Below are 25,945 nucleotides of genomic sequence, written 5' to 3' on the forward strand. Positions count from 1 at the left end.
GATCGAATGGACTGGACCGCAGGCTATGTGGCCGACATCGGCTATAGCAGCCAATACTACGCCGAACTGAACCCGGTTCGCCTGTCGTTGGCGCTTCTGAACGCCGGTTACGCCCTTCCGAACATTCGCAACGCCTGCGAGCTGGGGTTCGGCCAGGGGGTCTCGGTCAATATCCACGCCGCCGCCGAGGGCGGGATCAAATGGTACGGCAACGACTTCCTGCCGTCGCAAGCCGCCTTCGCCCAGGGCCTGGTCGCCGAGGCCGGGTCTGACGCGCACCTGACGGATGAGAGCTTCGCGGAGTTCTTCGCGCGCGACGATCTGCCGGACTTCGACTTCATCGCCCTGCACGGCATCTGGAGCTGGATCTCGGACGAGAACCGCGCCCTGATCGTCGACTTCCTGCGGCGCAAGCTGCGCGTGGGCGGCGTGGTCTACGTCAGCTACAACACCCTGCCGGGCTGGGCCGCGGCCATGCCGATGCGCGAACTTTTCGTCCAGCACGCGCGGCATATGTCGCCCCCTGCGCTCGACAGCGTCTCCAAGGTGGAGGCTGCGCTGGAGCACGTGGCCAAGCTGTTCGCCAGCAAGCCGGGCTATCTGGCGATGAACCCGCAGATCGAGACTCGATTTGAAGCCTTGAAGGGCATGGATCGCCGCTATCTGGCTCATGAATACTTCAATCAGGACTGGCGGCCGATGTATTTCACCGAGATCGCCGAAGCGATGTCGACGGCCAAACTCAGCTTCGCCTGCTCGGCCAACTACGCCGACCTGCTGGACGAGATCTGGATGACGCCCGAGCAGGCGGCGCTCATGGAGGCGGCCCCCAACGAGGTGCTGACCCAGCAGACGCGCGACTATCTGGTCAATCAGCAGTTCCGCCGCGACATCTGGATCAAGGGCGGCGAACGTCTGCCGGCGGCCAAGGGGCTGGAGGTTCTGGGCGCGCAGCGGGTGATTCTGACCGTCCCGAAGTCGGAAGTGACCCTGACGGCGACCTTGGGCGGGCGGGAAGTCACGCTTCAGGAGGCGGTCTATAAGCCGTTGCTGGAAGTCCTGGGTGACAACAAGCCGCATCTGATCTCCGATCTCAACGCCGCCCTGGCGAGCTTTGGCGTTCAACCCTTGCAGGTGCTGCAAGCGATCATGGTGCTGATCAGTCTGAACAAGCTGGCCCCGGCTCAAACAGAGGCGGCGGTAGCGGCCTCCGCGCCCGGCGCGACTCGCATCAACGCCGCGGTGGTGGAGCGGGCGCGCTATGGCGAGGCGGTCACATGCCTGGCGTCGCCGATCACCGGGGGCGGGATGACGGCCGACCGTATCGCCCTGCTGATGATGGGGGCCATTCGGGCGGGCGCGACGACGCCTCAGGCCATTGCAGAAAAGGTCTGGCCTGTTCTGGCGGGCGAGGGGCGCCGCATGACCCGTGACGGCAAAGCTTTGGACACGCTAGAGGAAAACCTTGAGGAACTGACCCGAGCGGCTCAGGTGTTCCTGGAAAAGCAGTGGCCTCTGCTTAGAAATCTCGGTGTTCGGGTTAACGAATTGCGAACACAGTCTCGACACAAGTGACGACGTTGTTCTATACGGCGAAGGTTGCCGAATATGAACGGCTCGTTAAGAGCGACGTTTTCGCAACTGTCTCAAAATCACAGCAAATCAACCCTCAGGCAGTGGTTGACTGATCTGCAATCGCAGTTCATGAAGCGAAGGTCTGAGGAGCAGGCGGGCAGCGTAATGCGGTCAGCTGAATTCGCCTCTTGACTGCAATCTGGCTGTTTTTGGACCTTTTGGGGGATCCCATGAAGAAACAAACCCTGCTCAGCGCCGTCGCGCTGACCACCATCGCCGTCGCTGGCGGCGCTAACGCCGGCACGCTGTCGGCCGGCACCGTCGGCGCCGCCACCGTCAAGGCTCCGGTCGTCCTGGCTAACGACTTCGACATCAAGGGCGCCGCCCTGTCGGGTTCGACCGGCCTGGTTCTGACGCCTTCGGCTGGCGCCATCCTGCCCACCGGCAACGCCCTGCTGACCGTCAACCTGGTCGGCGGCGCCACCTTCGGCACCGCTGTGACCGCCGGCGCTGTTGTCACCAACGGCGCTTGCGCCCCGACCACCACTGTTTCGTCGGGCGGCGCTGCCGGCGACAAGACCGTGACCTTCCTCGTGTCGTCGCTGGGCGGCTGCACCAACGCTGTGCCGCTGCACTTCGTGCTGCCGACCAAGCTGGACGGCACCAACACGGCTGTGAACTTTGAAGCCGGCCTGAAGACCGAGCTGGGCACCCCGATCGACGGCGGCCTGGCCTCGACCTACGTCTCGGCCACCAAGACCAACCTGATCGACTTCAAGAACGCCATCTCGGTCGCCATCGCCGCCGACACCGTTCCGACCTACGCCACGCTGGTCTCGAAGTTCAAGTCGCTGACCGCTGACAAAGCTCTGGGCACCGTGACCGTTGGCGTGACCGCCTACGCCAAGGGCATCAACGACGTGACCCAGGTCACCGCCGCTGGTGACATCACCGCCACCAAGCTGACCGCCAAGGGCGACTTCTCGACGATCGACATCGTGGCCAGCGGCCCGGTGACCTTCGCTGAAGCCACTGCCGGCAGCGGCACGGCTACGGCTGCCGTCGCTGGCGGCGCTGCCGTCCACACGATCGGCGCTGTTGAGAAGGGCGCTGCCCCGGTCATCAAGGCTTCGACCTACACGATCGCTGCTGACCTGACGGCTGCCGGCTACAAGGCCTCGGCCCTGACCGTCGCCGCCACCCCGATCCAGTCGATCACCCGCGAAGGCGCTTCCTACCTGCTGCCGTGGGTCGCCTCGGGCGCTCTGGCCACGACCTCGACCAGCAACTCGGTCGTCCGTCTGTCGAACATCGGCGCCGCCGACACCGGCCCGGTCTCGATCGAACTGCTGACCAGCTCGAAGGGCGTTCCCGCCAGCACCGCTCTGGTGCCGGTCGCCGCCTCGATCGCCAAGGGCGGTGAACTGGTCCTGACCTCGGCCTCGCTGCAAACCACCCTGGGCGCCGACTTCGGCCGCGGCGACATCCGCGTCACCGTCGAAGGCCAGCCGTCGGACCTGATCGTCCGCCGCTTCGTTCAGAGCACCGTCAACGGCGCTCTGTCGGAAGTCTCGCTGGGCCGTTCGGCCACGGGCGCAGAGCCGCAAAACTAAGACCAACCGTCTTAGTCTCAGACAGGGAAGGGGAGGGCTCACGCCCTCCCCTTTTCTTTTGCGCCACAGGGGGATGAGCGGCTATCACTCGGATCTGTTTCCGTCGGAGAGCCCCGTGGCCGAATTCAAAGATCAAACCCTGACCGGCGCCGTCACGCTGGACGACAACATCTTCATCAACGTCGACTTCAACGACGCGATCCTGAACTATGACGGCGGCGTGCCCCCCGGCTTTGACAACTGCCGTTTCAACAAGGCCACCTTCAACCTGGGCGGCGCGGCCGGGAACACGATCAACTTCCTGCGCACCATGTCGCCGACGGCGACCAACATGCGCTCGGTCGTCCTGGGTCTGATCCCCGAGCTTCAGGGCTAAGGCGCTCGCCGCCCCCTTCCGTCGTCGGAGCATCCCCGCGTGAGCCAGACCGCCGCCGCCCATCTCGCCCCCGCTCGGCATCGCCTGGGCGAGGTGCTGGTCGAGCGCGGCCTGGTGCGCCCCGCCGACATCGCCAACGCCCTGTCGCTGCAGGCGCAGAACGGCGGTCTGATCGGGCTGAATCTGGTGCGCCTCGGCGCCCTGTCGGAAGCCCAGCTTCTCGACGTCCTGTCCGAACAGCTGGGCCTGCCGGTGCTCCTGCCCGAGGACGGCCCCGCGCCCGAGCGCGTCTCGACCTTCCTCGACGAGATCCGCTCGCCCCTGGGCTGGTGGGCCGAGCGCGAGGCCGTGGCCTGGCGCGACGGGGAGGGGGCCGATTCGCGCATTCTCTGCGCCGCCGTCCAGCCGATGGACCCGGCCCTGGCCGAACGAATCGGCCAGGCGACGGCCGAGCCCGTCGTCTTCCTGCTGGCCCAACGCTCGCTGATCGAGGCCCTGACCGAGGACCTCAGCCGCGACCACGCTCCGGCGCTGGACGCCGGGATCGGCGGAGCCGGCGCCGACGCCGCCCGCCTGCGCGAACTGGCGCAGGAAGCGCCGACCATCGACTTCGTCAACGCCGTCTTCGCCGAGGCCCTGACGCGCCGGGCCTCCGACGTTCACGTCGAACCCTATGAGGACCGCTTCCTGGTCCGTATGCGGATCGACGGCGTCCTGACCACGGCCCGCAGCGCCCCTCGGTCCAACTTCGACGCCGTCTGCTCGCGCATCAAGCTGCTCAGCGGCATGGACATCGGCGAGCGCCGCCTGCCGCAGGACGGCCGTCAGTCGATCCGCGTCTCGGGGCAAGAGGTGGATTTGCGCGTCTCGACCCTGCCGTGCTCCTGGGGCGAATCCATCGTCCTGCGTCTGCTGGGCAAGACCAGCCGCCTACCGCAGCTGTCCGAACTGGGCGTCAGCCCCGAACAGGAAGCCGGCTTCCTGCGTCTGGCCGAACACCCCAACGGCGTCTTCCTGATCACCGGCCCGACCGGCTCGGGCAAGACCACCACCATCTATCGCCTGCTGACCCACCTGAACGACGGCGAGCGCAAGATCATCACCGTCGAGGACCCGGTCGAACTGGACCTGCCGGGCGTCATCCAGGTGCGGGTGCGCGCCGAGATCGGCCTGACCTTCGCCGCCGGCCTGCGCTCCATCCTGCGTCAGGACCCGGACGTCATCATGATCGGCGAAATCCGCGATCCCGAGACGGCGCGAATCGCCGTCCAGGCCGCCCTGACCGGCCACATGGTCATCTCGACCGTCCACACCAATACGGCCCTGGCCGCCATCCCGCGTCTGCTGGACCTGGGCATCGAGGACTATCTGCTGGCCGACGTCATGCGCGGCGTGGCGGGCCAGCGCCTGATCCGTCGCCTGTGCGACGACTGCGCACGCCCGTCGACCGCCGCCGAGGCCAAGATCCACGACATGGCCATCCCCGCCCATCTGCGCGCTGTCGCCAAGCGCGAACCCGCCGCCTGGCGCGAACCCGTCGGCTGCGCCAGGTGCGGCGGCAGCGGCTTCCGCGGCCGGGTCGGCGTCTATGAACTGGCCCCCATGTCGCCCGCCATCATCGCCGGCATGCGCGCCTCGGCCGACGAGGATCAACTGACCGCCGCCGCGCGCGCAGAGGGCTTCCTCAGCTTCGCCGACGACGGCTTCCTGAAGGCGCTGCGCGGCGAGACGGCCCTGTCCGAAGTCTATCGAATCGCCGGAGCCGAAGGAGCGTCCAGTGTCCCATAGCGGCTATTACGATCAGGACGCCGTCGGCGACGGCGTGCGCGACGGCCGTCACCGCGAGATCATCGGCGGTCTGTGGGACGAGATCGGCGACCTGCAGATGCGCTTCCTGATTGCTCAGGGAATGCGCCCCGGCCACCGCCTGCTGGACGTCGGTTGCGGTTCGCTGCGGCTCGGCGCGCGGGCGGTCGCCTATCTCGACGCCGATCGCTACTTCGGTTCGGATCTCAACGAATCCCTGATCCGCGCCGGATACGAGCAGGAACTGGACGAGGCCGGTCGCGCCAAGACGCCGTGGAGCCATTTCGGCGTCAACGCCGACTTCAGCTTCGACTTCCTGAACCAGCCGATGGATGTCGCCATCGCCCAGTCGGTCTTCACCCACCTGCCGCTGAACCACCTGCGCCGCTGCCTGCACAATCTGGCGCCGCACATGGCCCGGGGCGGGCGCTTCTTCGCCACCTATTTCGAGTGCCTTGACGGGCAGGACCTGTTCGCGCCCCTGGCCCAGCCGGGCGGCGGGATCACCACCTACGACTATCAGGACCCCTATCATTACCGTCTGAGCGACCTGGTCTGGACGGTCGATCCCACGCTGTGGGCCTTCGAGCCGATCGGCGACTGGGATCACCCGCGCGGCCAGCGCATGGCCTGCTTCCGACGCCTGTAGATGACCGACCAACTGACCTTCCAGTATGAGGCCGCCGGTCGCGACGGGCGGATGGTCAAGGGCCTGATCGGCGCCGCCGACGAGGCCGTGGCCATGCGCCGCCTGGCCGCTGACGGCTTGACGGTCGTCCGCATCAAGCCCGCCGCCGCCGCCAAAGCCGAGGGCCGCGAACGGGGCCTGCGCACCGGCGAGCGGGTGCTGGTGCTGCGTCAGATGGCTCTGATGCTGGAGGCCGGCGTCTCCCTGCTGGAAGCCCTGGATACGGTCGCCCAGGGCATGCAGGCCCGCAAGGGCAAGCGCCAGTTCCAGGCCGCCATCGGCGCCCTGCGGCGCGGCGATTCGCTGGGCGACGCGCTGGAGGAGCACGTCCCCGGCTTCCCCGACTATGTCTACGCCATGGCTCGCGTGGGCGAGGCCTCGGGCCGCATCGCCGACGTGCTGAAGGAGGCCGCCGAGCAGATGGCCTACGAGGACCGGCTGCAGCGCGACTTCGCCAACGCCATGACCTATCCGGGCTTCCTCGGCTTTGCGGGCGTGGCCGCCATCGGCTTCATCTTCACCCAGGTGGTGCCGCGCTTCGCCACCATGATCGGCGACGATCGCGAGAACATCCCGGCCATGTCGCGCTGGGTGCTGGAGACGGGCGAGTTCGCCAACGCCAACCTGGGCGTGGTCGGCATAGGCGCGCTCCTGCTGGTCGGAGCCATCTTCTTCATCGTGACGAACAAGGCCTTCCGCGAGCGGGCCTATACCGTCGCTCACGGCCTGCCGGTCGTGGGAGCGGTGATCCAGGCGCGCGAGATCGCCTCCTGGGCGCGGCTGACGGCCTTTGCGCTGAACAACGGCGTGCCCCTGTTGTCGGCGGCGGCGCTGGCGCGGGCGGCGGTGCCGATCGGCCCTTTCCGTCAGGGGCTGGACCTGCTGGACAGCGACCTGCGCGCCGGCATGACGCTGGACGCTTCGCTCGGCGCCCACACCAGGCTGGAGGCCATGGACCTCAGTCTGCTGCGCGCGGGCCAGAAGTCGGGGGCCATCGGGGCCATGTTCGGTTTCATGGCCGACAACTACGAGGCGCGGCTGCGCGACCGGATGAAGCGGATGACGGCCCTGCTGGAGCCGATGGCCATCGGCATCATCTCCATCGTCGTCGGCTTCGTGGCCCTGTCGCTGGTTCTGGCCCTGTCGAGCGTCTACGAGGGCGTCGTCTGATGAAGGCCTCGCGGGGGCGCGACGGTTTCAGCCTGATCGAGGCACTGGTGGCCCTGGCGATCGCCGCCATGACGCTGATGGCCATCTTCGAGCTGCAGATCCAGATGGCCCGCAGCCAGCAACGCGCGGCCCTGGCCATCGAGCAGGTGGCGGCCCAGGAGAACGCCCTGGCCCTGACCCGCAACCTGAATCCCATGCAGCAGCCGCAGGGGCGGATCGAACTGCCCGGCGGCGACACCGTCGTGTGGTCGGCGGAACCCAGGAGCGAGCGCCGCGTCAACGCCGGCTTCCCGGCGGGCGACGGCGTCTTCGAGGTTCAGTTGTATCGCGTCACCGTCGGCGTCGAGCGGGCGCAGGGGCGGCCCTCGGCGCCCCTGGTGTTCGACCGGATGGGCTGGCGGCGACTGCAGTCGTTCGAAGGTTGAAGCCTCAGTCAGCGGCCGGTTCGGCGGGCGGCGTGACCGCGACGGCCGGGTCGGTCGCAGGCGCAGCAGGAGCTGCGCTCGGAGCCTGGACGGGCGCCTGAACGGCCGCGCTCGGCGCCTCGGCCGCGCGACGATCCGACGGCCGGTTCGGCGACGGCAGGTCGAAGCCGACGCCTCGCACCCCGAAACCGACGTTGAAAGGCGTCAGCGTATAGGACCAGCCGCGGCCGGTGCGGAAGGCGGCGTTCATATCGCTGGCGTAACGCTCGGCGTAGTCGGCCATGTCCTCGTCGCCGCGCAGAACGTGCGGGGTGATCAGGATCAGCAGTTCAGTGCGGGCGCCCGTCACCGAATTGTTCTGGAAGGCCGAGCCGATCACGGGGACATCTTTCAAGAAGGGGATGCCGTCGTTGACCTTGGCGTAGTTGTTGCTGATCAGGCCGCCCAGAACCCCGGTCCAGCCGTCGGTTATGGCGATCTGGGTGGTCAGGCTGCGGTTCAGGATCGGCGGGCTGGCGATGGCGGAGTTGGTCGACTTGCCAACTTCGGAGATTTCCTGGCTGATGGTGATGTCGACCCGGTCGCCATAGACCACGGGTTGCAGGTCCAGGATGACGCCGGTCTGGCGGTACTGGACGCTCTGCAGGATGTCGCTGTCGCCGCCGACCTGAACATTGGTCGCGCGTTGCGAGGTGATGATCGGCACGTCGGTGCCGACCTGGAAGCGGGCGGTGCCGCCGCTGCGAGCGACCAGTTGCGGACGCTGCAGGATGTTGACGCGGTTGTTGGAGGCCTGGGCGTTCAGGCTGGCCCGGAGGTCAGGGCCGTTGAACGCCAGCAACAGGCCGCCGCCGCCGATCTTGATCCCTTCGGTGCCGCCGCTGAGGACGCCGTCGCCGTGGACCTCCCTGCCGAACAACTGGACGCCCAGGTTGGTGTTGTCGGTCAGCGTGACCTCGGCGATCATCACCTCGATCACCACCTGGGGGGCGGGCGTGTCCAGCGTCGTCAGCAGAGCGCGCAACTGGGCGAACTCGGTGGCTGTGCCGGTGAAGATGATGCGGTTGCCGATCGGATCGGTCAGCACTCTGCCGTTCATGAACTGGCCGCCCTGGCTGACTGGCGCGGCGCCACCCTGGAGCGCGGCGCCCGCTTGCGAGCCGATCGAGCCCGTTGCGCCGTTCGCCCCTGCGATCTGGGCCGGAGGCGTGCCGGGCACGCCGACGGGCGGACGCGCCTGGGCCGTCGTCGGGGCCTGGCCCATGGCCAACTGGCCCAGCGAAGCCGCGTCGGTGTTCTTGACCTGGTAGACGAAGGTCGAGGCCTTGTCGCCGAGGGCGGCGGGCTGATCCATGGTCTCGGCCCAGTAGCGGGCGCGGGCCATGACCTCGGGATCGCGACCGAAGATCAGGATCTGGTTTGCGGTCGGGAAGGACAGAATGACCAGGGCGCGGCCTGCCGGGGCCTGACGCGAAACAATGTAGCCCTCAGTCGTCAGCACCTGCTCCAGGGCGCCGGCCAGGGCGTCGGTGGCCCAGAACGAGGGTTCAATGCGCAAGACCTCGGCGCCGGCGAAGCGCGGCTGGTCGATCTCGCGCAGGGCGCGGACCACCTGGGCCACTTCGCGACCCGAGCCGGAGATGATCAGGCTGTTGTTCAGCTGGTCGGGCGTGATCCGGGCGCCGGCGAGGTTGGGGTAGAGGTCCTGCAGCAGGCTCTGCAGAGCGTTCACCTCGATGGTCTGGACCGTATAGAATTGCACTACGCGGCCCGCCGTGGTCGAGGGGGTGCGGCTACGGTTGACCTCGACGCCCGAGCCGCCCTGCGGCGTCGCGCCCACGGTGACGAAGCCGGCGTCGACATAGACCTCGACGCCGTATTGTTTCAGCGCCTGCTGCGTCAGGGCGAACAGGGCGCGCTTGGTGATCGGACCGCCGCTGCCGCCGGCGATGACCTCGGTGCGGGTGGCGACGTCAGGGGCGAGGGTGAAGGGCACTTTCAGAACGCCGCCGAAGACCGTGGCGGCGAACTGCGGGATCGACTGGGGCGACAGATTGGCGTCCACCGTCTCGTCCGAGACCAGGGCCGCGATCTGCTCGGGCGTCGCGGGCAGGCGGGTCGGACCTGCGGGCGCGGCGGGGCCCGGAACGGCCAGGGTCGTGGCGCCGGCCGGGCCGCGCGATCCGCGATCCACATTGACGCCGCCGCCGATCAGGCCGTCCTGCGACGCGCCCTCGACCCGCGTGTCGGGGCGCGACACCATGGTGTTCATTTCCGGGAAGGCGGCGCAGCCCGCCAGGATGAACATGGGCGCCAGACAGACGGCGGCGCGCAGACCCGCACGGCGCAGAACGGTCGCGGCAGGGCGGGGGGTCAGGGTCGTCATGCCATTTTCCTCGATACTCAACCGAACACCCGGATGACGCGCGTCTCGCGTCCCTTGGCCAGGGTCACGGCTTCCGCCGAAATGTTTCTGATGCGCCAGCCGTCGCCGTAACGGCCGCCTTCGCTGAGGGTCGAGACGCCGCCCGAGGCGTCGCTGACCAGAACGCGCTGGCGGCCCGTGGCCGGGTCGCGCTCGACCCCGCGCAGCGCCGCCCTGAAGGTCACAGCCACGTCAGGCGGCGGAGGAGGAGGCGGGGGCGGCGGAGGGGGCGGCGGTGGCGGCGGCGGGGGCGGATCGGAGCGCAGCGTCTTCAGGAAGGCCACGGCCCCCACGGCGCCTTCGCCTGGACGGACGATAGGTCCCGAGCGCGCCGCCTGGCCCCGCACCACGGCGGGCGGTTCTTCCGGGCGGCCGGGATAGGCGCCGCCGATCAAATAGGCCAGCGACAGCGCCAGCGGCGGGATCAGCCACAACAGCCGCTTCACGACGCGGCTCCCGGGTTGGCGATCCGCACGGGGAACGCCAGGCCGATGCGCAGCTTGCCGCTGGGCGGCGGGGCTTCGGCGCCGACCAGCAGGGGATTGGGCGGCGTGACCTCATAACGGAAGGCCGTCACGCGGAAGCCCTCGGGCCACTCGCCAAGCTTGTCCAGGAAGGCGAAGGCCGGGCCCCAGCGCAGGTCCGACTGGACCTCGGCCTCCAGCCACTGGGTCGGGCCGAAGGCCTCGATCTTGGCGTTGGTGGTGATGCGCGGATTGGGCAGGCCGGTCGCGGTCGCGGTCTCCAGCAGGCGCTGCTCGATCAGCACCTGGGCCACGGCGGGGTTGGCCGCCTCGAAGCCCCAGCCGTTCATGTCTTCCAGGGCCAGACGGTCGGCGGCGCCGGCGGCGACGCGGCGGGCGGCGTTGGCGGTCAGGCGGGCGGTCGATTGTTCGGTCAGGGCGTCGATGTAGCGGTCGGCCTGGGCCGTGCGCCAGTCCAGCGCGGCCACGGGCGCATAGACGGCGGCGCCCAGCACCAGTCCGCCCAGCAGGATGCGCTCGCGCGTCGTGGTGCGACGCAGCCGGTCCTTCAACGTCTCGATCGACGCGCGCGTCGAAGCGACCATGTCAGCGAAGAAACCCTGCAAGATGCGTCCCGTGTCAGTGTTGCGGCGCTCGGGCCTGCATTTCGCATCGACCCCCCAAGAGCGGTGAGCTATAGCAACCGTTAAAAGCCCATAACAGCTTAGAAATCCAAGGCGATCGTTTGATGCACCGCGACCGTTCCCGTCTCCGTCACCGTTTTTCGCTGATCGTTGCTTCGTCGCATCAGCGTAGCCGCAAGGCGCGCGAAGGCTACAGCCTGCTCGAGATCCTTGTCGTCCTGTCGATCATCGCCCTGATCGCGGCGGTCGTCGGACCGCGCCTGTTCGCGCAACTGGACAAGTCCAAGACCCAGACCGCCCGCCTGCAGATCCGGTCGCTGGAAGCCGCGCTGGAGACCATGCGTCTGGATATCGGCCGCCTGCCGACCGAGCAGGAAGGCCTGGGGCTGCTGATGCAGGCCAACGCCGAAACCGTGCCCGGCTGGTCCGGCCCCTATCTGGACAAGGCCCTGCCGTCCGATCCCTGGGCGCGCCCCTACATCTACGTCGCGCCGGCCGCGCCCGCCGCGGGCGACGTGGCGCCGGACAACCGCGCCCGCGTCATCAGCTACGGCGCCGACGGCGCCGAAGGCGGCCAGGGCGCCAACGCCGATGTCAGCTCCGATCAGGCCCGCTGATCCCGCGCCGCTCCGGACCCGGGGCGGCTACACCCTGATCGAGGTGCTGGTGGTGCTGGCGATTTTCGCCCTGAGCACCGCCATCATCATGCCGTCCACGGCGCGGATGCTGGATCAGACCACGTCGCACGCCGTCTTCTTCGAGTTTCAGCGCCAGGTGTCCGACCTGCGCCACGAGGCGAACCGCACGGGCGAACCGCTGCGGATCGTCGATCCGTCCATGCCGAAAACCGAGGGCGACCGTCTGCTGGAGCTGCGCGCGCCGTGGCGCTACACGCTGGCGCCGGCCCTGGACATAGCCGAGGGCGGCGGCTGCTCAAGCGTCAGCGCCAACCTGATCAATCAGGACCGGGTGGTCATGACCCTGCGCACCGATGACGGAACCTGCCGCTTCATTCGTTTGCAGGACGCACCGGCCAAGGGGCGCGGGGCCTCCTAAGGCTCAGGGTTCGGGCGTCAGCGGCGGCGCCGCCTCGCGCACCTTCATCTCCAACGTCAGGGTCTGGGACGTGCCGTCGGTGCGCGGCTGGACGTCGTGGAAATAGCCCGAGCTTTCCAACTCCTCGACCAGAGGCGCGACCTTGTCGATCGCGGCGTAGGGCAGGACGAAGCTCAGGGTTTCGGCTTCCGCGTTCAGCGAGGTCGGCGTCAGTTCGTGGAGGGCCAGAATGCCGATGGCGGCGCCGGCGGCGCTCAGCGGGCTGGTCTGTTCCTCGATGCGGCGATAGGCGATCAGCTTCTTCTGGCTGGCGTCCAGGTTGCGCACGGCGGCGGCGCGCGGCGTGGCGGCGCGGATTTCAGCCGTCTCGGCCTCGACGCGATCCGTGTCCTTGGACAGCTGATGGCCCTGGCCGAACAGGAAGGCCCCGAAGCAGAGCGAGGCGAAGGCCGCGCCGCCGCCGACCAGCAGGGCCGTCTGTTCGCGCGTCAGTTCGACCGGGGCCAGGGCGAAGGCGTCGCGGTTGTCGAAGGCGATGGGCAGGGCGGCGGGCGCGGGCGGGTTCTCCGGCGCGGTCTCGGCGGCGCGCTGCAGCCGCACGAAGGCGGACCAGGCGGCGACGTCGTAACGTTCGCGACGCCAGGCCGAGGCGACCAGGGCCTTGCCGCGCCACAGCTGGGCCTCATAGCCCGTCTTCAACCGGACGATGCGCCAGGCGTCGCCGCGCGGCTGGGCCAGGGTCTCGGGGCTGACGACGGGGCGAGCGGGCGCGGCGCGGGGCGCCAGCAGGGCGTCGACGCGGTCCGCGTCCCACCACCAGACGCCGAAGTCGTCGCCGGCCTTGCTCATGGCCGACCCGGACCGGACGTAGGGCGCGGCCACGCGGGCGTGCAGGACGGCGGCCTGACGCCGACGACCGCGCGGCAGGGCGGCGGTCTGGAACAGGCCGAAAGCGCACAGGTCGCGCGCCAGCAGCAGGACGGGCCGACGCAGCACGCGACCCAGGGCGCCGCCGGGGTGGACGACGTCGATCGCGCCGTCGGCGCTGAGCCGCTCAACGCGGGGCGTAAGGAAGTCGAGTTGCATCGGATGTGTCGGCCACGGCCCGGCGAGGGGCCTCTGTCAGTTCAGTCTGATCGATCCAGAGCGGTTGCTCAAGGCCGGAAGGCGTCAGCGACAAACGCGCCCGATAGGTCCAGGCCGACCGGGTGTCGCGGATAGTGATCACGGTCACGCCCGCCGGATAGGTGTAGATGCGCTCGAAATCCTCGCCGAACGGCATTCCCGTCACATCGGCGATATCGGTCGCGGACATCAGGGGCGCCTGCTCGCGCGCCCGGATCAGGGCCTGGGCCTGGTCCTCGCTCAGGCCGAACAGGATGCCGAGCACGGCCGGGCTGGCGGTGTTGACGTTGATCGCGGCGGACATGGGGTCGGCGGCCAGATCGTCGCGCAGCTCCCGCCAGCTTCGCTTTTCGACCGCCTCGCGCGCGCCGAGGATCGACAGCCATTCGGCGGGCCGCATCAGGCGGCGATTCGCGGGCCCGCCGTCGGGATAGTCGCGACGCTCGGCCCCGTTCGGCTGCTTCAGGTCGTCGGTGTCGACGTAGTCCTGATAGCGGGCGATCATCTCCTGGCGCAGGCCGGCGTCCACGCCGATCCGCTCCATCAACCGCTCATAGGGCTGGCCGTAGAGCATGGCCATGTTGATCATGCCCGCCTGGTCGCGCATCCGCACCACCAGAGGCCCGTCCACATCCATCAGATAGGCCCGGCCATCCAGGCGGACCGGCTCGACCGTCGCGCCGGACAGGTTGGGCGGCGGCTCAGTCTGGCCCAGGTCCATGAAGCCGCGCACGTCGTTGACCGCGAAGCCATAGGCCCGCATCGGCTCGGTGGCGGCCATGTAGGACAGGCTGGCCTCGGCGCTCAGCGCCCGCTGCAGGAAGCGCACCCGCGCCCGCGCAGACGCCGCCTCGGCCGTCAGGCTGGCCAGGGCCGTGATGGCCACCAGGAAGATCAGCGTCACCACCCCTGTCACAGCCAGGACGGCGGGCAGGGCGAAGCCGTCGCGACGCACGATTCTAGAACTCCGCACTGGGCCGCATCCACAGGGCGGGCTGGCCGGAATAGGCCAGGTCCACGACATCCATCTTCGGTCCGCCGTTCAGGCGCACCCACAGGCTCTGGCTGCGGAAGCTCTCCATGTTGACGGGCGCGCCGCGCGGCGTCTCGAACGACGGGGTCCAGGTCGCGCCGTCAGGGGAATAGGAGAAGGCGGCGGCGGCCGAACCGCGCGGCAGGGTCAGAATCGGGGTCTTGCGCGGCCCTGCCTGGCACATGACGACCCGTTCCGCGCCTTCGGTCTCGATGGTCAGGATCAGTCGCCCGGCCCAACCCTGGGGCGCGCAGCCGGTGGCCCGCTCCATGACGGCGTCGGCCTCCAGTCGATCCGGTCCGGCCACGATGGGCTGATCCACGCCTTCGACGATGGTGGCGGGCGGGCGCAGGCTGAGGCTGCGGATGATGGCGCGCAGGTCGCTGATCGCCACGTCGGCGTCGGCGACCGACATGGCGCGCCGCCCCAGCGAGAAACCCGTGTCGCCGGCCTTGATCCCGATCGAGAAGATGACGGCCAGCGCCATGCCGCCGATCGCCAGGACGACCAGGGCTTCGATCAGGGAAAAGCCGGCGCGGCGGGCGGTCTGCATGACAGGGCCTTGATAGGGCTTCAGGGCGCGCCTGCCAATCGGGCGAAGCTACGCCTCAGCTTGGCGCTTACCGTCCCGGCTGGTATGCAGATCGCGTAGTTTTTGGGGGGGAGCGATGCGCGGCGTCGTCTCGGTGCTGATCGCGGGGGGAGTGGGGTGCGCCGTCTGGGCGGGCCTGGCCAATCATGCCCGCTTCGCCCAGGCCGAACCCGGCGCGGTCAAGCCGATCCCCGCCTATGCGCCCGCCGTCGTCGAGGCGCCGATTGAAAGCGACCATGATCGCCGGGCCCGTCTGAACGCGCGCCTGCAGACCATGATCAAGGACGGCAAGGGCGTGCGCCTGACCGACGCTCCGCCCGCCGCTCAGCGCCGCCGGGCAGAGACTCGTCGTCCCGCGCCGAGCGTGCGCGTCGCCGCGACGCCGGCCCGCGCCGAGCCGAGCTCGAGCTTCGCCCCGCCGCCGGTGAATGCGGGCGCTGCGCCGTCCGTGCGCCGGGCCGGCTATACGCCGCCCTATCTGGATCTGAAGACGCCGCCGCGCGTGCCGGACAACGACCTCGAATGCCTGACCCAGGCCATCTATTACGAGGCGCGCAACGAGAGCGAAGCGGGTCAGGCGGCGGTCGCCGAGGTGGTGCTGAACCGTTCGCGTCACCGCGCCTATCCCAAGCGGGTCTGCGAGGTCGTCTATCAGCGCAACAGCCGCACCTGCCAGTTCACCTTCACCTGCGACGGCTCGATCGGGCGGCGCGCGGTCAATCCGGTGGCCTGGGCCCGCGCCGAGCGCATCGCCCGCGAGGTCTACGAGGGCCGCTCGGCCAGCCAGTTGCCCAAGAACTCGGTCAACTACCACGCCAACTACGTTCGCCCGTCCTGGGGCCAGCGGCTGGCGCGGGTGCGCCAGATCGGGGCGCACATCTTTTATGGCGCGCCGCTGAACGGCGGGACCAATCCCGGCGCCTATGAGCGGGAACGCGAACCGGCCCGCGGCGGCCTGCTGTTCGTGCGCAACGAGGCGCTGGACCGGGCCTATACGCTGATGACGGCCCAGGCGGCGTCGAGCGAACCTTCGGCTCCGGCGGGGTCGTGACGGGCGGCGTGATCCTGCTGCGGACCCCGCGCCACGGGGACGATCGGGGCTGGTTTTCCGAGACATGGTCGCGGGCGCGCTTCACGGCCGCCGGAATCGACTGCGACTTCGTGCAGGACAATCATTCGCGCTCGGAAACCGCCGGCGTGATCCGCGGCCTGCATTTCCAGCGTCCGCCTTACGCCCAGGCCAAGCTGGTGCGCTGCGTGCGCGGCGCCGTCCTGGACGTGGTGGTGGACCTGCGCGCCGGCTCGCCCACCTTCGGCAAGCATCACGCGGTCGAGTTGACGGCGGACAGCGGCGATCAGCTGTTCGTGCCGCCCTGTTTCGCCCACGGCTTCGTCACCCTGCAGCCGGGGACCGAGGTGGTCTACAAGGTCTCGGCCCCCTATGCCCCCGCGCATGAGGCGGGGCTGGCCTGGGATGATCCGGACCTGAACATCGCCTGGCCGGTGAAGGCGACCGAGGCGGTCCTGACCGACCGTGACCGCCGCTGGCCGCGTCTGCGCGATCTGGACACGCCCTTCGTCGGCGAGGCGCCCATGACCCTGTCGGTCGTGGACCTGGGCCGGATTAGCGGCTAGCCGTTCCATCGGCGGCTGAGGAGTTGAGCGTGCGGATATTGCTGACCGGCGGCGCCGGCTTCATCGGCTCGGCCCTGACGCGCGAACTGCTGGCGCGGGGCCATGAGGTCCGCGTGCTGGACCTGCTGACCTACGCCGGGGTCGCCGCCTCCTTGGCTGAACTCGAAGGCGATCCCGCCTACAGCTTCGTGCGCGCCGACATCGCCGATCCGGTCGCGGTCGCCGCCGTCGTCGCCGACTTCCGCCCCGAGGCCGTGGCCCATCTGGCCGCCGAGACCCATGTCGACCGCTCGATCGACGGCCCCGCCGTCTTCGTGCGCACCAATGTCGTGGGGACGCAGGTGCTGCTGGACCAGGCCCTGGCGACGTGGCGCGGTCTGTCGGGAGAGGCGGCCGACGCCTTCCGATTCCTGCACGTCTCGACCGACGAGGTGTTCGGCTCGCTGGGTGATGAAGGCCGGTTTTCGGAAGCCAGTCCTTATGATCCGCGCTCGCCCTATGCGGCGTCCAAGGCGGCGTCCGACCATCTGGTCCGGGCTTGGGGGCATACGTTCGGCCTGCCGACGATCATCAGCAACTGTTCGAACAACTACGGCGCGCGTCAGTTTCCCGAGAAGCTGATCCCGACCATGATCCTGCGCGCCCTGCGCGGCGAGAGCCTGCCGGTCTATGGCGACGGCGGGAACGTGCGCGACTGGCTGTTTGTCGAGGATCACGCCCGCGCCCTGGCCGACATCCTGGAGCGCGGGGCGCCCGGTCGGACCTACGCGGTCGGCGGCGACGCCGAGCGCACCAACCTGCAACTGGTCCGGGCCCTGTGCGCCGTGCTGGATCGGTTGCGACCCGCCGCGGACGGCCGTTCCCATGCGGACCGAATCCAGATGGTCGAGGACCGTCCCGGCCACGACCGCCGCTACGCCATCGACGCCGCCCTGATCCGCGAGGAACTGGGCTGGGGGCCGCAGGTCGGCTTCGACGAGGGACTGGAACGGACGGTGCGCTGGTATCTCGACAACGAGGCCTGGTGGGCGCCGCTGATCGCCGATCCGAAAGGGCTGGCGCGCCTCGGAAGGCTCTAGCCGACCCGCTCGATCCGGGCGCCGCTGAAGGTCATGCGGCCGTCGAACACGCCTTCCAGAACCAACACCCGCAGCTCGCAAGGCGCGGGTTCGGTCCAGTCGTAGTCCTGGACGATCTCGAACACGCCGGGTCGACCGGGTGTGAATTCCTCGGAGATGAAGTCCGTCTGACCGCCCCAGTCGACGCGGAAGCGCGGACGACTGCCCTTGGCGTCGAAGGTCAGGCGATAGGTGGCCCGCCAGCGCCCTGCGGGCATGGTGATGTAGGGGCCGGTGATCATGAAGCGCGGACGTCCGGTCAGATCCAGCTCGCCGCAGGCGCCGCCGGGCACGACCCGGGAATGATAGTTGAACAGAGCCGGCGCCCAGGTCGCCTGGGGATATGCGGGGTCGAGCAGGGCGACAGCCTGGCGCACCGCCTCAAGCCGGGGCGACAGGGCGAGGGCGCGCGGGAGCGCGGGCCGATGCAGCGGTAGGCCAGGCAGGACCTCGATCGGCCCGGCGACGAAGTCGGCGCTGCGGAACACGCGCGTTGGAGGCAGCAGGGCGATGCGTCCCATCAGGTCGGTCAGGACCGCGATATGCGGCGGCAGGGCCTCGGGCGCCTCGTCTCCGTTCAGGCGCAGGCCCGGTCCGGCGATCAGGCCGGCGAGCGCATCAGCGGCGACGCCGGCCGCGACGGCCTGATTCGCATCCGCGGTCAGGATGATCGCCCGGGGGTCGTCCAGAGGCGCGCCTTCGGGCGCGGCGTCCAGATCGTGAAGGCGCAGACCAGCCTCGGCGACGGCGGCCGCCACGGCATCGCGCCAGAGGACATCATGCTGGAAGGGCGGCACGACGATCCAGCGGGCGTTCAAACGGGCAGGCTGACTCACGCGGCGCGCAACCAAGTATAGACCTCGACCGCCTCGTCGATGTCGTCGAACACCTTGGCCTGGCCGCCCTCGATGATCAGGGCGCGTTCGCAGTAGGTGGCGATCAGGTGGGTGTCGTGAGACGCCATCAGGAAGGCGCGGTGGGCGCGATGCTCGAACAGGGCTTCCTGGCACTTGCGCTGGAAGCGGGCGTCGCCCACGGCCACCAGTTCGTCGATCAGGTAGCAGTCGAACTCGATGGCCAGCGACAGGCCGAAGGCCAGGCGCGCGCGCATCCCCGACGAGTAGTGCTTGACCGGGTCCCGCAGCGCCTTGCCCAGTTCGGCGAAGTCGTCCACCCGCGCCAGCATGTCATGGTAGTCGCGGTCATACAGACGGGCGAGGAAGCGGACGTTGTCCAGTCCCGACAGGCTGCCCTGGAAGCCGCCGCCGAAGCCGATGGGCCACGACGACGACATCCGCCATTCGATCCGACCTTCGGTTTCGGGCAGGACGCCGCCCAGCATCTTGATCAGGGTCGACTTGCCCTGACCGTTGCGGCCCAGGATCGCCAGTCGCCCTGACTTGCCCAGGTCGAAGTTGATGTTCCGGAACAGGGGCTTGGGAGCCCCGTGATAGGTCTTCCCGACGTTGATGACGCGCAGGCCCGGAGCCTCGGGAGTCTGCATCAGTCCTGCCTGTGCTCCCGCACGCCGGCCCAGACGAGCCAGCCCACGGCGTAAACCAGCAGCGACGAGGCGAAGACGGTCAGCAGGGCCAGCCAGCGTTTCGGCTCGGTCGGCTTGTCCGGCTCGCTGGGGGCGACGATGCGCTCCAGGTAGAGCTTCTGGCGACGGGCGTCCTGTTCGGCGGTCAGCAGGGCGGCGGTGGCCTGGGCCATGACCTTGTCCGCGATCTCGCGGCGCATCGTCAGCTCCTCATAGACGCCGACCTTGGGGGCCAGCGACGAGGCGGTGCCGGTGATCTTGGCGCGGGCTTCCGCGACCTGACGCTCATAGGCCGCGATGCGGCTGTCGAGGATGGGCAGTTGCGGGCTGGACGGCGCCTCGGCCGCCAACTGGGCGCGGTCGGCGCGCAGCTGGGCGATCGTCACCAGCAGACCGCTGATGACCTCGGTCGACTCGGTCACGGCGGCGCGCGGGTCGATGAACTGGGCGCTGTTGCGCAGGGTGGTCAGGGCCTGCTGCGAGGCGGCGACCTCGGCGCGAGCCTGTTCGTAGGACACTCGGGCGTCGCGCACGGCATTGGCGGCCGAGCGTTCGTTGAGGCGGTTGACCAGGGCTTCGCCGCTGTCGAGCATGGCGGCGTTGATGGTCTGGGCGTCCTTGGCGCTGAACGCCTCGACCCGCAGGGTGCTGATGCCCGAGGTGGCGTCATAGCCGACCGTCAGGAAACGCTGGAACCCCTTGTAGAGGGTTTCTTCGCTCTGGCCCTCCCAGGGGCGCGGCGAGCGCGAGAACCAGTCGGTCCCGGGCCTGGCCAGCATGGCCTTCAGGTTGAAGCGCGACTGAAGGGTTTTCAGGCTGTCGCGCGACGTCATGTACTCATGCACGGCGAAGGCGTCGTTCATGCCGCTGGACAGGCCGACGCCCTGCAGCGCGATGCCCAGGCCGGTCGGCTGGGTCGAGCTGGCCGAACGCACCACGAAATGGGATTCCGAGACATAGCGCGGCGAGGCGAGCAGCCCGTAATATATCCCGCCGACAAGGGTCGGAATCCCGACCACGATCAGGAAGCCCAGCGGCAGACGCTTGCGCCACGAACGTTTGGCCGGACGGGCGGCGCGCGGCTCGTCCGCCGCGCCGATATAGGTCAGGTTGGTGTCAGCCATTCGTCTTCTGGGTGATGTGATTCATTGTCGGACGACGTCTCTATTCAACCGAAATACGGTCCCTGGCGCCTGCGATCAGCAGCAGGCCCAGTATGTTGAAAACAGAGCCCACCGCGAGCGCGTAGAGCGGATGGTAGTAGGTCGGAACGAATTCCCCGAATACGCCTGCCCGGATCATCTCCACCCCGTGCGGGAAGGGGACATAGAGATAGATGTCCCGAATCCCCGGCGGCAGCCACGCCACCATGAAGAAGACGCCTGACACCGGGATCAGGATGTAGCTGATCAGGCCGACGACCCGTTCGAAGGTCTCATAGCGCATGGCCAGGCCAGTGAGAATAAGGGCGAAGCCGCAGGAGACCCAGGCCAGCAGGAACCAGCCGGCGTAGAGCAGCAGGTAGTTGTGAGGCAGGCCGACCTGCTTGAGGCAGAACAGCACCACATAGACGATGAAGAAGGCGGCGGTCGCGCCGCCCAGCTCCAGCAGGATGCGCGCGCCGAAGATATGCAGCGGCGCGATCTGGCGATGGTAGAGCAGGCCAAGGTTGGCCTGGAGCGCGCCGCCCAGCAGGCCGATCATGTGGCGGCTGAGGATCAGCGCCATGTAGCCGGTCATCACGAAGGGCGCGATGCGAACGCCGTGTTCGTAGGCCGGCTTGGTGACGGTCCACAGGATCAGGACGCCGAAGCAGAAGATCAGCGGTTCGCCGACGACCCAGGCGAAGCCCAGTCCTTCGCGCCCGAAACGCGTCGCCATCTCGCGCATGATGAGCGCGCCGACGATTCTGAAATGGCGGACGATGGGTTCGAACATCAGGGCATTTGAGGCGCGCCGAGCGCGAGAAATATCTATCGTGAAACAGGCTCTAGCATGGGCCGGATCACGCCGCGACCATAGTTTGCGTCGTCGCAAGCGCAAGCGATCTCGCCTTGAGCCGGACGAAACTCCTGCGGTGCTTTCGAGCGCCGCCGATCGGTTGACCGGGGCGAGAAACTACCCGACCAGCCGCAGGTCGGCGCGCAGGCGGGCGACCACGGCCTCGGCCGCGGCCTCCGGGGTCATGTGATCGGTCCGCAAGTGCAGGTCCGGCTCCAGCGGGGCTTCATAGGGGCTGCTGACGCCGGTGAAGTTGGCGATCTCGCCGCGACGGGCCTTGGCGTAGAGGCCCTTGAGGTCGCGCGCCTCCACCACCTCCAGAGGGGCGTCGACGAAGACCTCGAGGAATTCGCCGTCCGGCATCATCTCGCGCACCATGCGGCGCTCGGCCCGGAAAGGCGAGATCAGCGACACCAGCACGATCAGCCCGGCGTCGGCCATCATGCGCGCCACCTCGGCCGCGCGGCGGATGTTCTCGACCCGATCGGCCTCGGTGAAGCCCAGGTCGCGGCTGAGGCCGTGGCGCAGGTTGTCGCCGTCGATCAGATAGGCGTGGCGCCCTTCGTCGGTCAGCCTCTCCTCGACCAGATTGGCGATGGTGGACTTGCCCGACCCGGACAGGCCGGTCAGCCAGACGACGGCGGCCTTCTGACCCTTCAGCGCCGCCCGTTGATCGCGGTCCACCTTGATGACCTGGCGATGGATGTTGTGGGCGCGTCGCAGGGCGAAGCGGATCATCCCGGCGCCGACCGTGGCGCGCGTCAGCCGGTCGATCAGGATGAAGCCCCCCAGTTCACGATCGACCTCATAGGGCTCAAAGGCCACGTCCTGACCCAGCGACAGATGGCAGACGCCGATGTCGTTCAGCGCCAGAGTGCGCGCCGACAGCTTTTCCTGGGTGTTGACGTTTACCCGGTGGCGGATGTCGGTGATCTGGGCGGCGACGGTGCGGGCGCCGATCTTCAGGTCATAGACCCGACCCGGGATCAGTTCGGCCTCGGCCATCCAGACGAGGGTGGCCTCGAACTGGTCGGCGGCCTCCAGCGGCGCGTCGGCGGCGGCCAGGACGTCGCCGCGCGTCACGTCGATCTCGTCGGTGAAGGTCAGGGTGACGGACTGGCCGGCCAGCGCCCTCTGCAGGTCGCCGCCCATGACGACGATCCTTTCCACGCGCGATCGTACGCCCGAGGGCGAGACGGCGACGGCGTCGCCCACCGCCACGACGCCGCTGCTGATGCGGCCCGCATAGCCGCGGAAGTCAAGGTTAGGGCGGGCGACGCCCTGAACGGCCATGCGGAAGGGGCGGGCGGTTGCGGCGGCGGAGGGGAGGGTCTCCAACACATCGAGCAGGGTCGGGCCCGTGTACCACTCGGCCGCCTCGCCATGGCGGACGAGGTTGTCGCCGTTGACGCCTGAGACGGGAATGACGACAGGCGTCGGCAGGCCGGCGGCCTCGGCGAAGGCGAGATAGTCGGCGGCGATGGCGTCGAACACGTCCTGCGACCAGGCCACCATGTCCATCTTGGTCACGGCCAGGATGACGTGGCGCACGCCCAGCAGGGAGACGATGTGGCTGTGCCGTCGCGTCTGGGTCAGCACGCCCTTGCGCGCGTCGATCAGGACCACGGCGGCGTCGGCGGTCGAGGCGCCGGTGGCCATGTTGCGGGTGTACTGCTCGTGGCCGGGGGTGTCGGCGACGATGAACTGGCGGCGCGGCGTCGAGAAGTAGCGATAGGCCACGTCGATGGTGATGCCCTGTTCGCGCTCGGCCAGAAGGCCGTCGACCAGAAGCGAGAAGTCCAGCCGCCCGTCGGCGTCGCGCAGGGCCGCGACCTGATCGTCGGGCACGGCGCCCGCGTCATGCAGCAGACGGCCGATCAGGGTCGACTTGCCGTCGTCCACCGAGCCGCAGGTGATGAAGCGCAGGGTGTCGCGCTGAAGCGTCGTGGAGGTCATCAGAAATAGCCCTCCTGCTTCTTCTTCTCCATCGACCCGGCCTGGTCGCGGTCGATCAGCCGGCCCTGGCGTTCGGAACTGCGCGAGGCGCGCATCTCCGCGATGACGGCCTCCAGGGTGTCAGCTTGGCTCTCGACGGCGCCGGACAGGGGGTAGCAGCCCAGGGTGCGGAACCGCACCGACATCATTTCGGGCGTCTCGCCGGGGTTCAGCCGCATCCGCTCGTCATCGACCACGATCAGGGCGCCGTCGCGCCGGACCACGGGGCGCTTGGCCGCGAAATAGAGGTCCACGACGGGGATGTTCTCCAGGGCGACATATTCCCACACGTCCATCTCGGTCCAGTTGGACAGGGGGAAGACCCGCATGCTTTCGCCGGGCGCGACGCGGGCGTTGTAGAGGCTCCACAACTCGGGGCGCTGGCGGCGCGGGTCCCAGCGATGACCGGGGCCGCGGAAGGAGAAGATGCGTTCCTTGGCGCGGCTGGCCTCCTCGTCGCGGCGCGCCCCGCCGATGGCGGCGTCGAAGCCGTGAAGGTCCAGCGCCTGCTTCAGGCCTTGCGTCTTCCACATGTCGGTGTGGACCGCCGAGCCGTGGTCGAAGGGGTTGATGCCCTGGGCCTGGGCCTCGGGATTGTGGTGCACGATCAGCCGCGCGCCGCTCTCGGCCGCCATCCGGTCGCGCAGGTCGTACATGGCGCGGAACTTCCACGTCGTGTCGACATGCAGCAACGGGAAGGGCGGGGGGGCCGGATAGAAGGCCTTGCGCGCCAGATGCAGCAGGGCCGCCGAATCCTTGCCGATGGAATAGAGCAGGACCGGGCGGGCGCATTCGGCCGCCACCTCGCGCAGGATGTGGATGCTCTCGGCCTCGAGCCGTTGCAGGTGCGTCACTCGTTCGGAGGCGGGGGCGGCGGTCGTCATGTCAGGCGGCCGTCACCCCGACCTTGCTGTAGAGATCCTTCAGGCGAGCCTGATAGGCCTCGGGCGTGAACTTTCCGGCCTGAAGCACGCCGCGCGTCTGCAGGTCCAGGCGCAGGCCTTCGTCGGCGTCCAGCGCCTGGATGCCGCGGGTGATGGCCTGGACGTCGTAGGGATCGACGATCACCGCCGCGTCGCCGGCGACCTCCGGCAGCGAACCGCCGGTCGAGGTCAGCACCGCCGTCGACAGAGCCATGGATTCCAGCACCGGCAGGCCGAAGCCTTCATAGAGCGACGGGAACAGCGTCGCCTTGGCCCCCCGGATCAGGCTGATCAGCATGGAGAAGGGCATGTATTCATACTGGCGGATGCGGTCGGCGCTGGGGCCGCCGTCGCGCTTCACCTGATTCAGCAGGGCGGTCTCGCCCTCGTCCAGCCAGGCTCGGCCGCCGATGATGACCAGGGGGGTCTGGCTGCCCGAAGCCAGATAGGCCTCGACGACTCGCCCCAGGTTCTTCTTCGGCTCGATGGCGCCGAAATGCAGGAAGTAGTCCTTCCATCCCAGGTTGAAGACGCCTTCCAGTTCCAGCGAGACATCGGCCTGGCTGCGCGAGGTCAGCTTCTCGGGCAGGCTGACGGCCTGATAGGTGTTGGTGACGCGGTCCTCGCTGACGCCCAGCAGGCGGATGACGTCCTGGCGGGTCGTCTCCGAGACCACGGCGATGTGGTCGGCGCGGCGGGCGATGGCGTCGCACAGCGCCCGATAGGTCGCCTTGTCGTCCAGGGTGGTGTGCGGCAGGCGCAGCGGGATCAGGTCGTGGATGGTGTAGATGTTGGGAGCCTTGCGCGCGTGCAGCGGCAGGGTCGCGGTCCAGTGCATGACGTCCGGGGCGGGGGCGTCGGCCGTGGCCTCGAACGAAACCGGAGTCTCCTTGCCGTAGGCGGCGAAGCAGCGGTTGGCGTGGCTGAACAGGTCGCGCGCGGCCCAGAAACGGTCGGCGGCGGGGCGTCCGCCCGACCGCGTCGGCCAGATGACCTCGCCCGACGGCAGGATGGAGTGGGCGGTGCGCCCATAGCGCGAGGCGAAGGTGTCGGCGAAACGCTGGACCTTCTGCTTGCGGTTCAGTCGCTGCGGCGGACGCTCGGCGTCGACCAGGGCGGTCTCGTTCAGCAGGTTGTCGTCGCGCCGACGCGCGGCGGGGCCGTAGAGGACCTGGGTTCCGAAGCCGATCGAGCGGGCGCCTTCCAGCAGGTTGCGGCCGTAGGTGGCGATGCCGGTTCCCTTGGCCAGAGCCAGGTTGAAGCCGTCGATGCAGATAGAAGTCATGAAATCCTGAGGGGCCGAACGTTCGCGGGGATGTGGACGACAGGCGGGGAGGCAGGTCAAGCGCATAAACCGGGGCGTCAATTGATCTTAAGGCGCCGTTAAACCCTGTAGCCCTCCGGCCACGGTGTGTTGCAACCTTCGGTAAAACGGGCGTTTGCCGCTCGACCACCCACGGCAACGCTGATAGGGAGTGAGGTAGGCGACGTATCCGTCGTCCTCGAACAACAGATCTCGGAGGGCCGCATCTATGCGCGTCAAGAGTTTGATCCTGGCATCCAGCGCGGCGGCGGCTCTGGCCCTGTCGGCGGGCGCCGCTTCGGCTGAGCCGGATGGCTGGTACGGCGCGATCGACGCCGGCTATCACATCATCGACGACATCAACACCGAATCGTCGACCAACAGCTCCAACTGGAACTGGGAAGTGAACGACGGCTGGGCCGCCTTCGCCCGCCT

25 protein-coding genes and 1 pseudogene are annotated in these 25,945 nt (G+C 68.7%); 13 read left to right on the forward strand and 13 right to left on the reverse strand.

Translation table 11 applies throughout. The features are described 5' to 3' along the window. Positions 1–6: 6 nt before the first annotated feature. From VGE49_RS13855 to VGE49_RS13885, 7 genes are all read left to right on the forward strand, one after another. Positions 7–1,575 (forward strand): methyltransferase regulatory domain-containing protein, encoded by a 1,569-nt coding sequence (locus VGE49_RS13855; RefSeq protein ID WP_331035124.1) that lies wholly within the window; start codon positions 7–9, stop codon positions 1,573–1,575. A 230-nt stretch (positions 1,576–1,805) separates the two neighbouring features. Further along, entirely contained in the window at positions 1,806–3,188 is a 1,383-nt protein-coding gene (locus VGE49_RS13860; RefSeq protein WP_331035125.1) for a hypothetical protein, read from the forward strand. A 115-nt stretch (positions 3,189–3,303) separates the two neighbouring features. Then, positions 3,304–3,564: a hypothetical protein gene (locus tag VGE49_RS13865; RefSeq protein ID WP_331035126.1), complete on the forward strand. Its 261-nt coding sequence runs from the start codon at positions 3,304–3,306 to the stop codon at positions 3,562–3,564. Positions 3,565–3,603: 39 nt separating this feature from the next. After that, the gene (locus tag VGE49_RS13870; RefSeq protein WP_331035127.1) at positions 3,604–5,352 is read left to right on the forward strand and encodes a GspE/PulE family protein; all 1,749 of its coding nucleotides are present in this window, start codon (positions 3,604–3,606) and stop codon (positions 5,350–5,352) included. Further along, entirely contained in the window at positions 5,342–6,019 is a 678-nt protein-coding gene (locus tag VGE49_RS13875; protein ID WP_331035128.1) for a class I SAM-dependent methyltransferase, read from the forward strand. Before VGE49_RS13870 ends, VGE49_RS13875 begins: the two co-directional genes overlap by 11 nt. Continuing rightward, positions 6,020–7,228 carry a type II secretion system F family protein gene (locus VGE49_RS13880; RefSeq protein WP_331035129.1) on the forward strand — a complete coding sequence of 403 codons (1,209 nt, stop codon included), beginning with the start codon at positions 6,020–6,022 and terminating at the stop codon, positions 7,226–7,228. It abuts the gene before it with no gap. Then, positions 7,228–7,653, forward strand: coding sequence for a type IV pilus modification PilV family protein (locus tag VGE49_RS13885; protein WP_331035130.1), 426 nt, complete (start codon positions 7,228–7,230; stop codon positions 7,651–7,653). The genes VGE49_RS13880 and VGE49_RS13885 overlap by 1 nt, the downstream gene beginning before the upstream one ends. Positions 7,654–7,657: 4 nt before the next feature. Here VGE49_RS13885 and VGE49_RS13890 read toward each other — a convergent pair whose 3' ends face one another. The 3 genes from VGE49_RS13890 to VGE49_RS13900 are packed head-to-tail and all read right to left on the reverse strand — an operon-like array spanning position 7,658 to position 11,168. Next, entirely contained in the window at positions 7,658–10,039 is a 2,382-nt protein-coding gene (locus VGE49_RS13890; RefSeq protein WP_331035131.1) for a secretin N-terminal domain-containing protein, read from the reverse strand. Between the two features lie 17 nt (positions 10,040–10,056). Then, positions 10,057–10,524, reverse strand: a complete 468-nt coding sequence (locus VGE49_RS13895; RefSeq protein WP_331035132.1) for a hypothetical protein — start codon at positions 10,522–10,524, stop codon at positions 10,057–10,059. Continuing rightward, complete coding sequence (locus VGE49_RS13900) at positions 10,521–11,168, reverse strand: hypothetical protein (protein ID WP_331035133.1); 648 nt, start codon at positions 11,166–11,168, stop codon at positions 10,521–10,523. Before VGE49_RS13900 ends, VGE49_RS13895 begins: the two co-directional genes overlap by 4 nt. 122 nt (positions 11,169–11,290) lie before the next feature. On the opposite strand from VGE49_RS13900, the gene gspG reads away from it, so the two are divergent. Then, positions 11,291–11,803 carry a type II secretion system major pseudopilin GspG gene (gene gspG, locus VGE49_RS13905; protein ID WP_331035134.1) on the forward strand — a complete coding sequence of 171 codons (513 nt, stop codon included), beginning with the start codon at positions 11,291–11,293 and terminating at the stop codon, positions 11,801–11,803. Then, positions 11,778–12,242, forward strand: a complete 465-nt coding sequence (locus VGE49_RS13910; protein WP_331035135.1) for a pilus assembly FimT family protein — start codon at positions 11,778–11,780, stop codon at positions 12,240–12,242. The genes gspG and VGE49_RS13910 overlap by 26 nt, the downstream gene beginning before the upstream one ends. A gap of 3 nt (positions 12,243–12,245) precedes the next feature. Here the strand turns inward: VGE49_RS13910 and VGE49_RS13915 are convergent, their stop codons facing one another. From VGE49_RS13915 to VGE49_RS13925, 3 genes are read right to left on the reverse strand one after another with little or no spacing between them, the layout of a single operon-like run. Further along, positions 12,246–13,328 (reverse strand): hypothetical protein, encoded by a 1,083-nt coding sequence (locus VGE49_RS13915; RefSeq protein ID WP_331035136.1) that lies wholly within the window; start codon positions 13,326–13,328, stop codon positions 12,246–12,248. Further along, positions 13,297–14,322 (reverse strand): type II secretion system minor pseudopilin, encoded by a 1,026-nt coding sequence (locus VGE49_RS13920; protein WP_331035137.1) that lies wholly within the window; start codon positions 14,320–14,322, stop codon positions 13,297–13,299. Before VGE49_RS13920 ends, VGE49_RS13915 begins: the two co-directional genes overlap by 32 nt. 4 nt (positions 14,323–14,326) lie before the next feature. Further along, the gene (locus VGE49_RS13925) at positions 14,327–14,953 is read right to left on the reverse strand and encodes a prepilin-type N-terminal cleavage/methylation domain-containing protein (RefSeq protein WP_331035138.1); all 627 of its coding nucleotides are present in this window, start codon (positions 14,951–14,953) and stop codon (positions 14,327–14,329) included. A 115-nt stretch (positions 14,954–15,068) separates the two neighbouring features. Between VGE49_RS13925 and VGE49_RS13930 the strand changes: the two genes are divergently transcribed. From VGE49_RS13930 to rfbB, 3 genes are read left to right on the forward strand one after another with little or no spacing between them, the layout of a single operon-like run. Beyond that, the gene (locus VGE49_RS13930) at positions 15,069–16,043 is read left to right on the forward strand and encodes a cell wall hydrolase (protein WP_331035139.1); all 975 of its coding nucleotides are present in this window, start codon (positions 15,069–15,071) and stop codon (positions 16,041–16,043) included. Positions 16,044–16,051: 8 nt separating this feature from the next. After that, positions 16,052–16,627 carry a dTDP-4-dehydrorhamnose 3,5-epimerase gene (gene rfbC / locus VGE49_RS13935; RefSeq protein WP_331035140.1) on the forward strand — a complete coding sequence of 192 codons (576 nt, stop codon included), beginning with the start codon at positions 16,052–16,054 and terminating at the stop codon, positions 16,625–16,627. Between the two features lie 29 nt (positions 16,628–16,656). Beyond that, the gene (gene rfbB, locus VGE49_RS13940) at positions 16,657–17,706 is read left to right on the forward strand and encodes a dTDP-glucose 4,6-dehydratase (RefSeq protein WP_331035141.1); all 1,050 of its coding nucleotides are present in this window, start codon (positions 16,657–16,659) and stop codon (positions 17,704–17,706) included. Here rfbB and VGE49_RS13945 read toward each other — a convergent pair. The 7 genes from VGE49_RS13945 to VGE49_RS13975 form a co-directional block, all read right to left on the reverse strand. Further along, positions 17,703–18,581 carry a hypothetical protein gene (locus VGE49_RS13945; protein ID WP_331035142.1) on the reverse strand — a complete coding sequence of 293 codons (879 nt, stop codon included), beginning with the start codon at positions 18,579–18,581 and terminating at the stop codon, positions 17,703–17,705. The genes rfbB and VGE49_RS13945 overlap by 4 nt on opposite strands. Then, positions 18,578–19,249 carry an ABC transporter ATP-binding protein gene (locus tag VGE49_RS13950; protein ID WP_331035143.1) on the reverse strand — a complete coding sequence of 224 codons (672 nt, stop codon included), beginning with the start codon at positions 19,247–19,249 and terminating at the stop codon, positions 18,578–18,580. Before VGE49_RS13950 ends, VGE49_RS13945 begins: the two co-directional genes overlap by 4 nt. Continuing rightward, positions 19,249–20,412, reverse strand: coding sequence for a KpsE/RkpR family capsule polysaccharide export protein (locus VGE49_RS13955; protein WP_331035144.1), 1,164 nt, complete (start codon positions 20,410–20,412; stop codon positions 19,249–19,251). Before VGE49_RS13955 ends, VGE49_RS13950 begins: the two co-directional genes overlap by 1 nt. A 40-nt stretch (positions 20,413–20,452) precedes the next feature. After that, the gene (locus VGE49_RS13960; protein WP_331035145.1) at positions 20,453–21,226 is read right to left on the reverse strand and encodes an ABC transporter permease; all 774 of its coding nucleotides are present in this window, start codon (positions 21,224–21,226) and stop codon (positions 20,453–20,455) included. A 180-nt stretch (positions 21,227–21,406) separates the two neighbouring features. Then, positions 21,407–23,245 carry an adenylyl-sulfate kinase gene (gene cysC / locus VGE49_RS13965; protein WP_331035146.1) on the reverse strand — a complete coding sequence of 613 codons (1,839 nt, stop codon included), beginning with the start codon at positions 23,243–23,245 and terminating at the stop codon, positions 21,407–21,409. Continuing rightward, on the reverse strand, positions 23,245–24,168 hold the full coding sequence (cysD, locus tag VGE49_RS13970) for a sulfate adenylyltransferase subunit CysD (protein WP_331035147.1): 924 nt from the start codon (positions 24,166–24,168) through the stop codon (positions 23,245–23,247). Before cysD ends, cysC begins: the two co-directional genes overlap by 1 nt. A 1-nt stretch (position 24,169) precedes the next feature. Beyond that, a complete protein-coding gene (locus tag VGE49_RS13975) occupies positions 24,170–25,492 on the reverse strand; it encodes a glycosyltransferase family 4 protein (protein ID WP_331035148.1) in 1,323 nt (440 codons plus the stop codon). A gap of 262 nt (positions 25,493–25,754) precedes the next feature. Between VGE49_RS13975 and VGE49_RS13980 the strand changes: the two are divergent. Then, positions 25,755–25,945, forward strand: a pseudogene (locus VGE49_RS13980) (cell envelope biogenesis protein OmpA); the annotation flags it as partial.

Origin of the sequence: Brevundimonas sp. (assembly GCF_036405315.1) — a bacterium.
In the GTDB taxonomy this organism is placed as follows: Bacteria; Pseudomonadota; Alphaproteobacteria; order Caulobacterales; family Caulobacteraceae; genus Brevundimonas.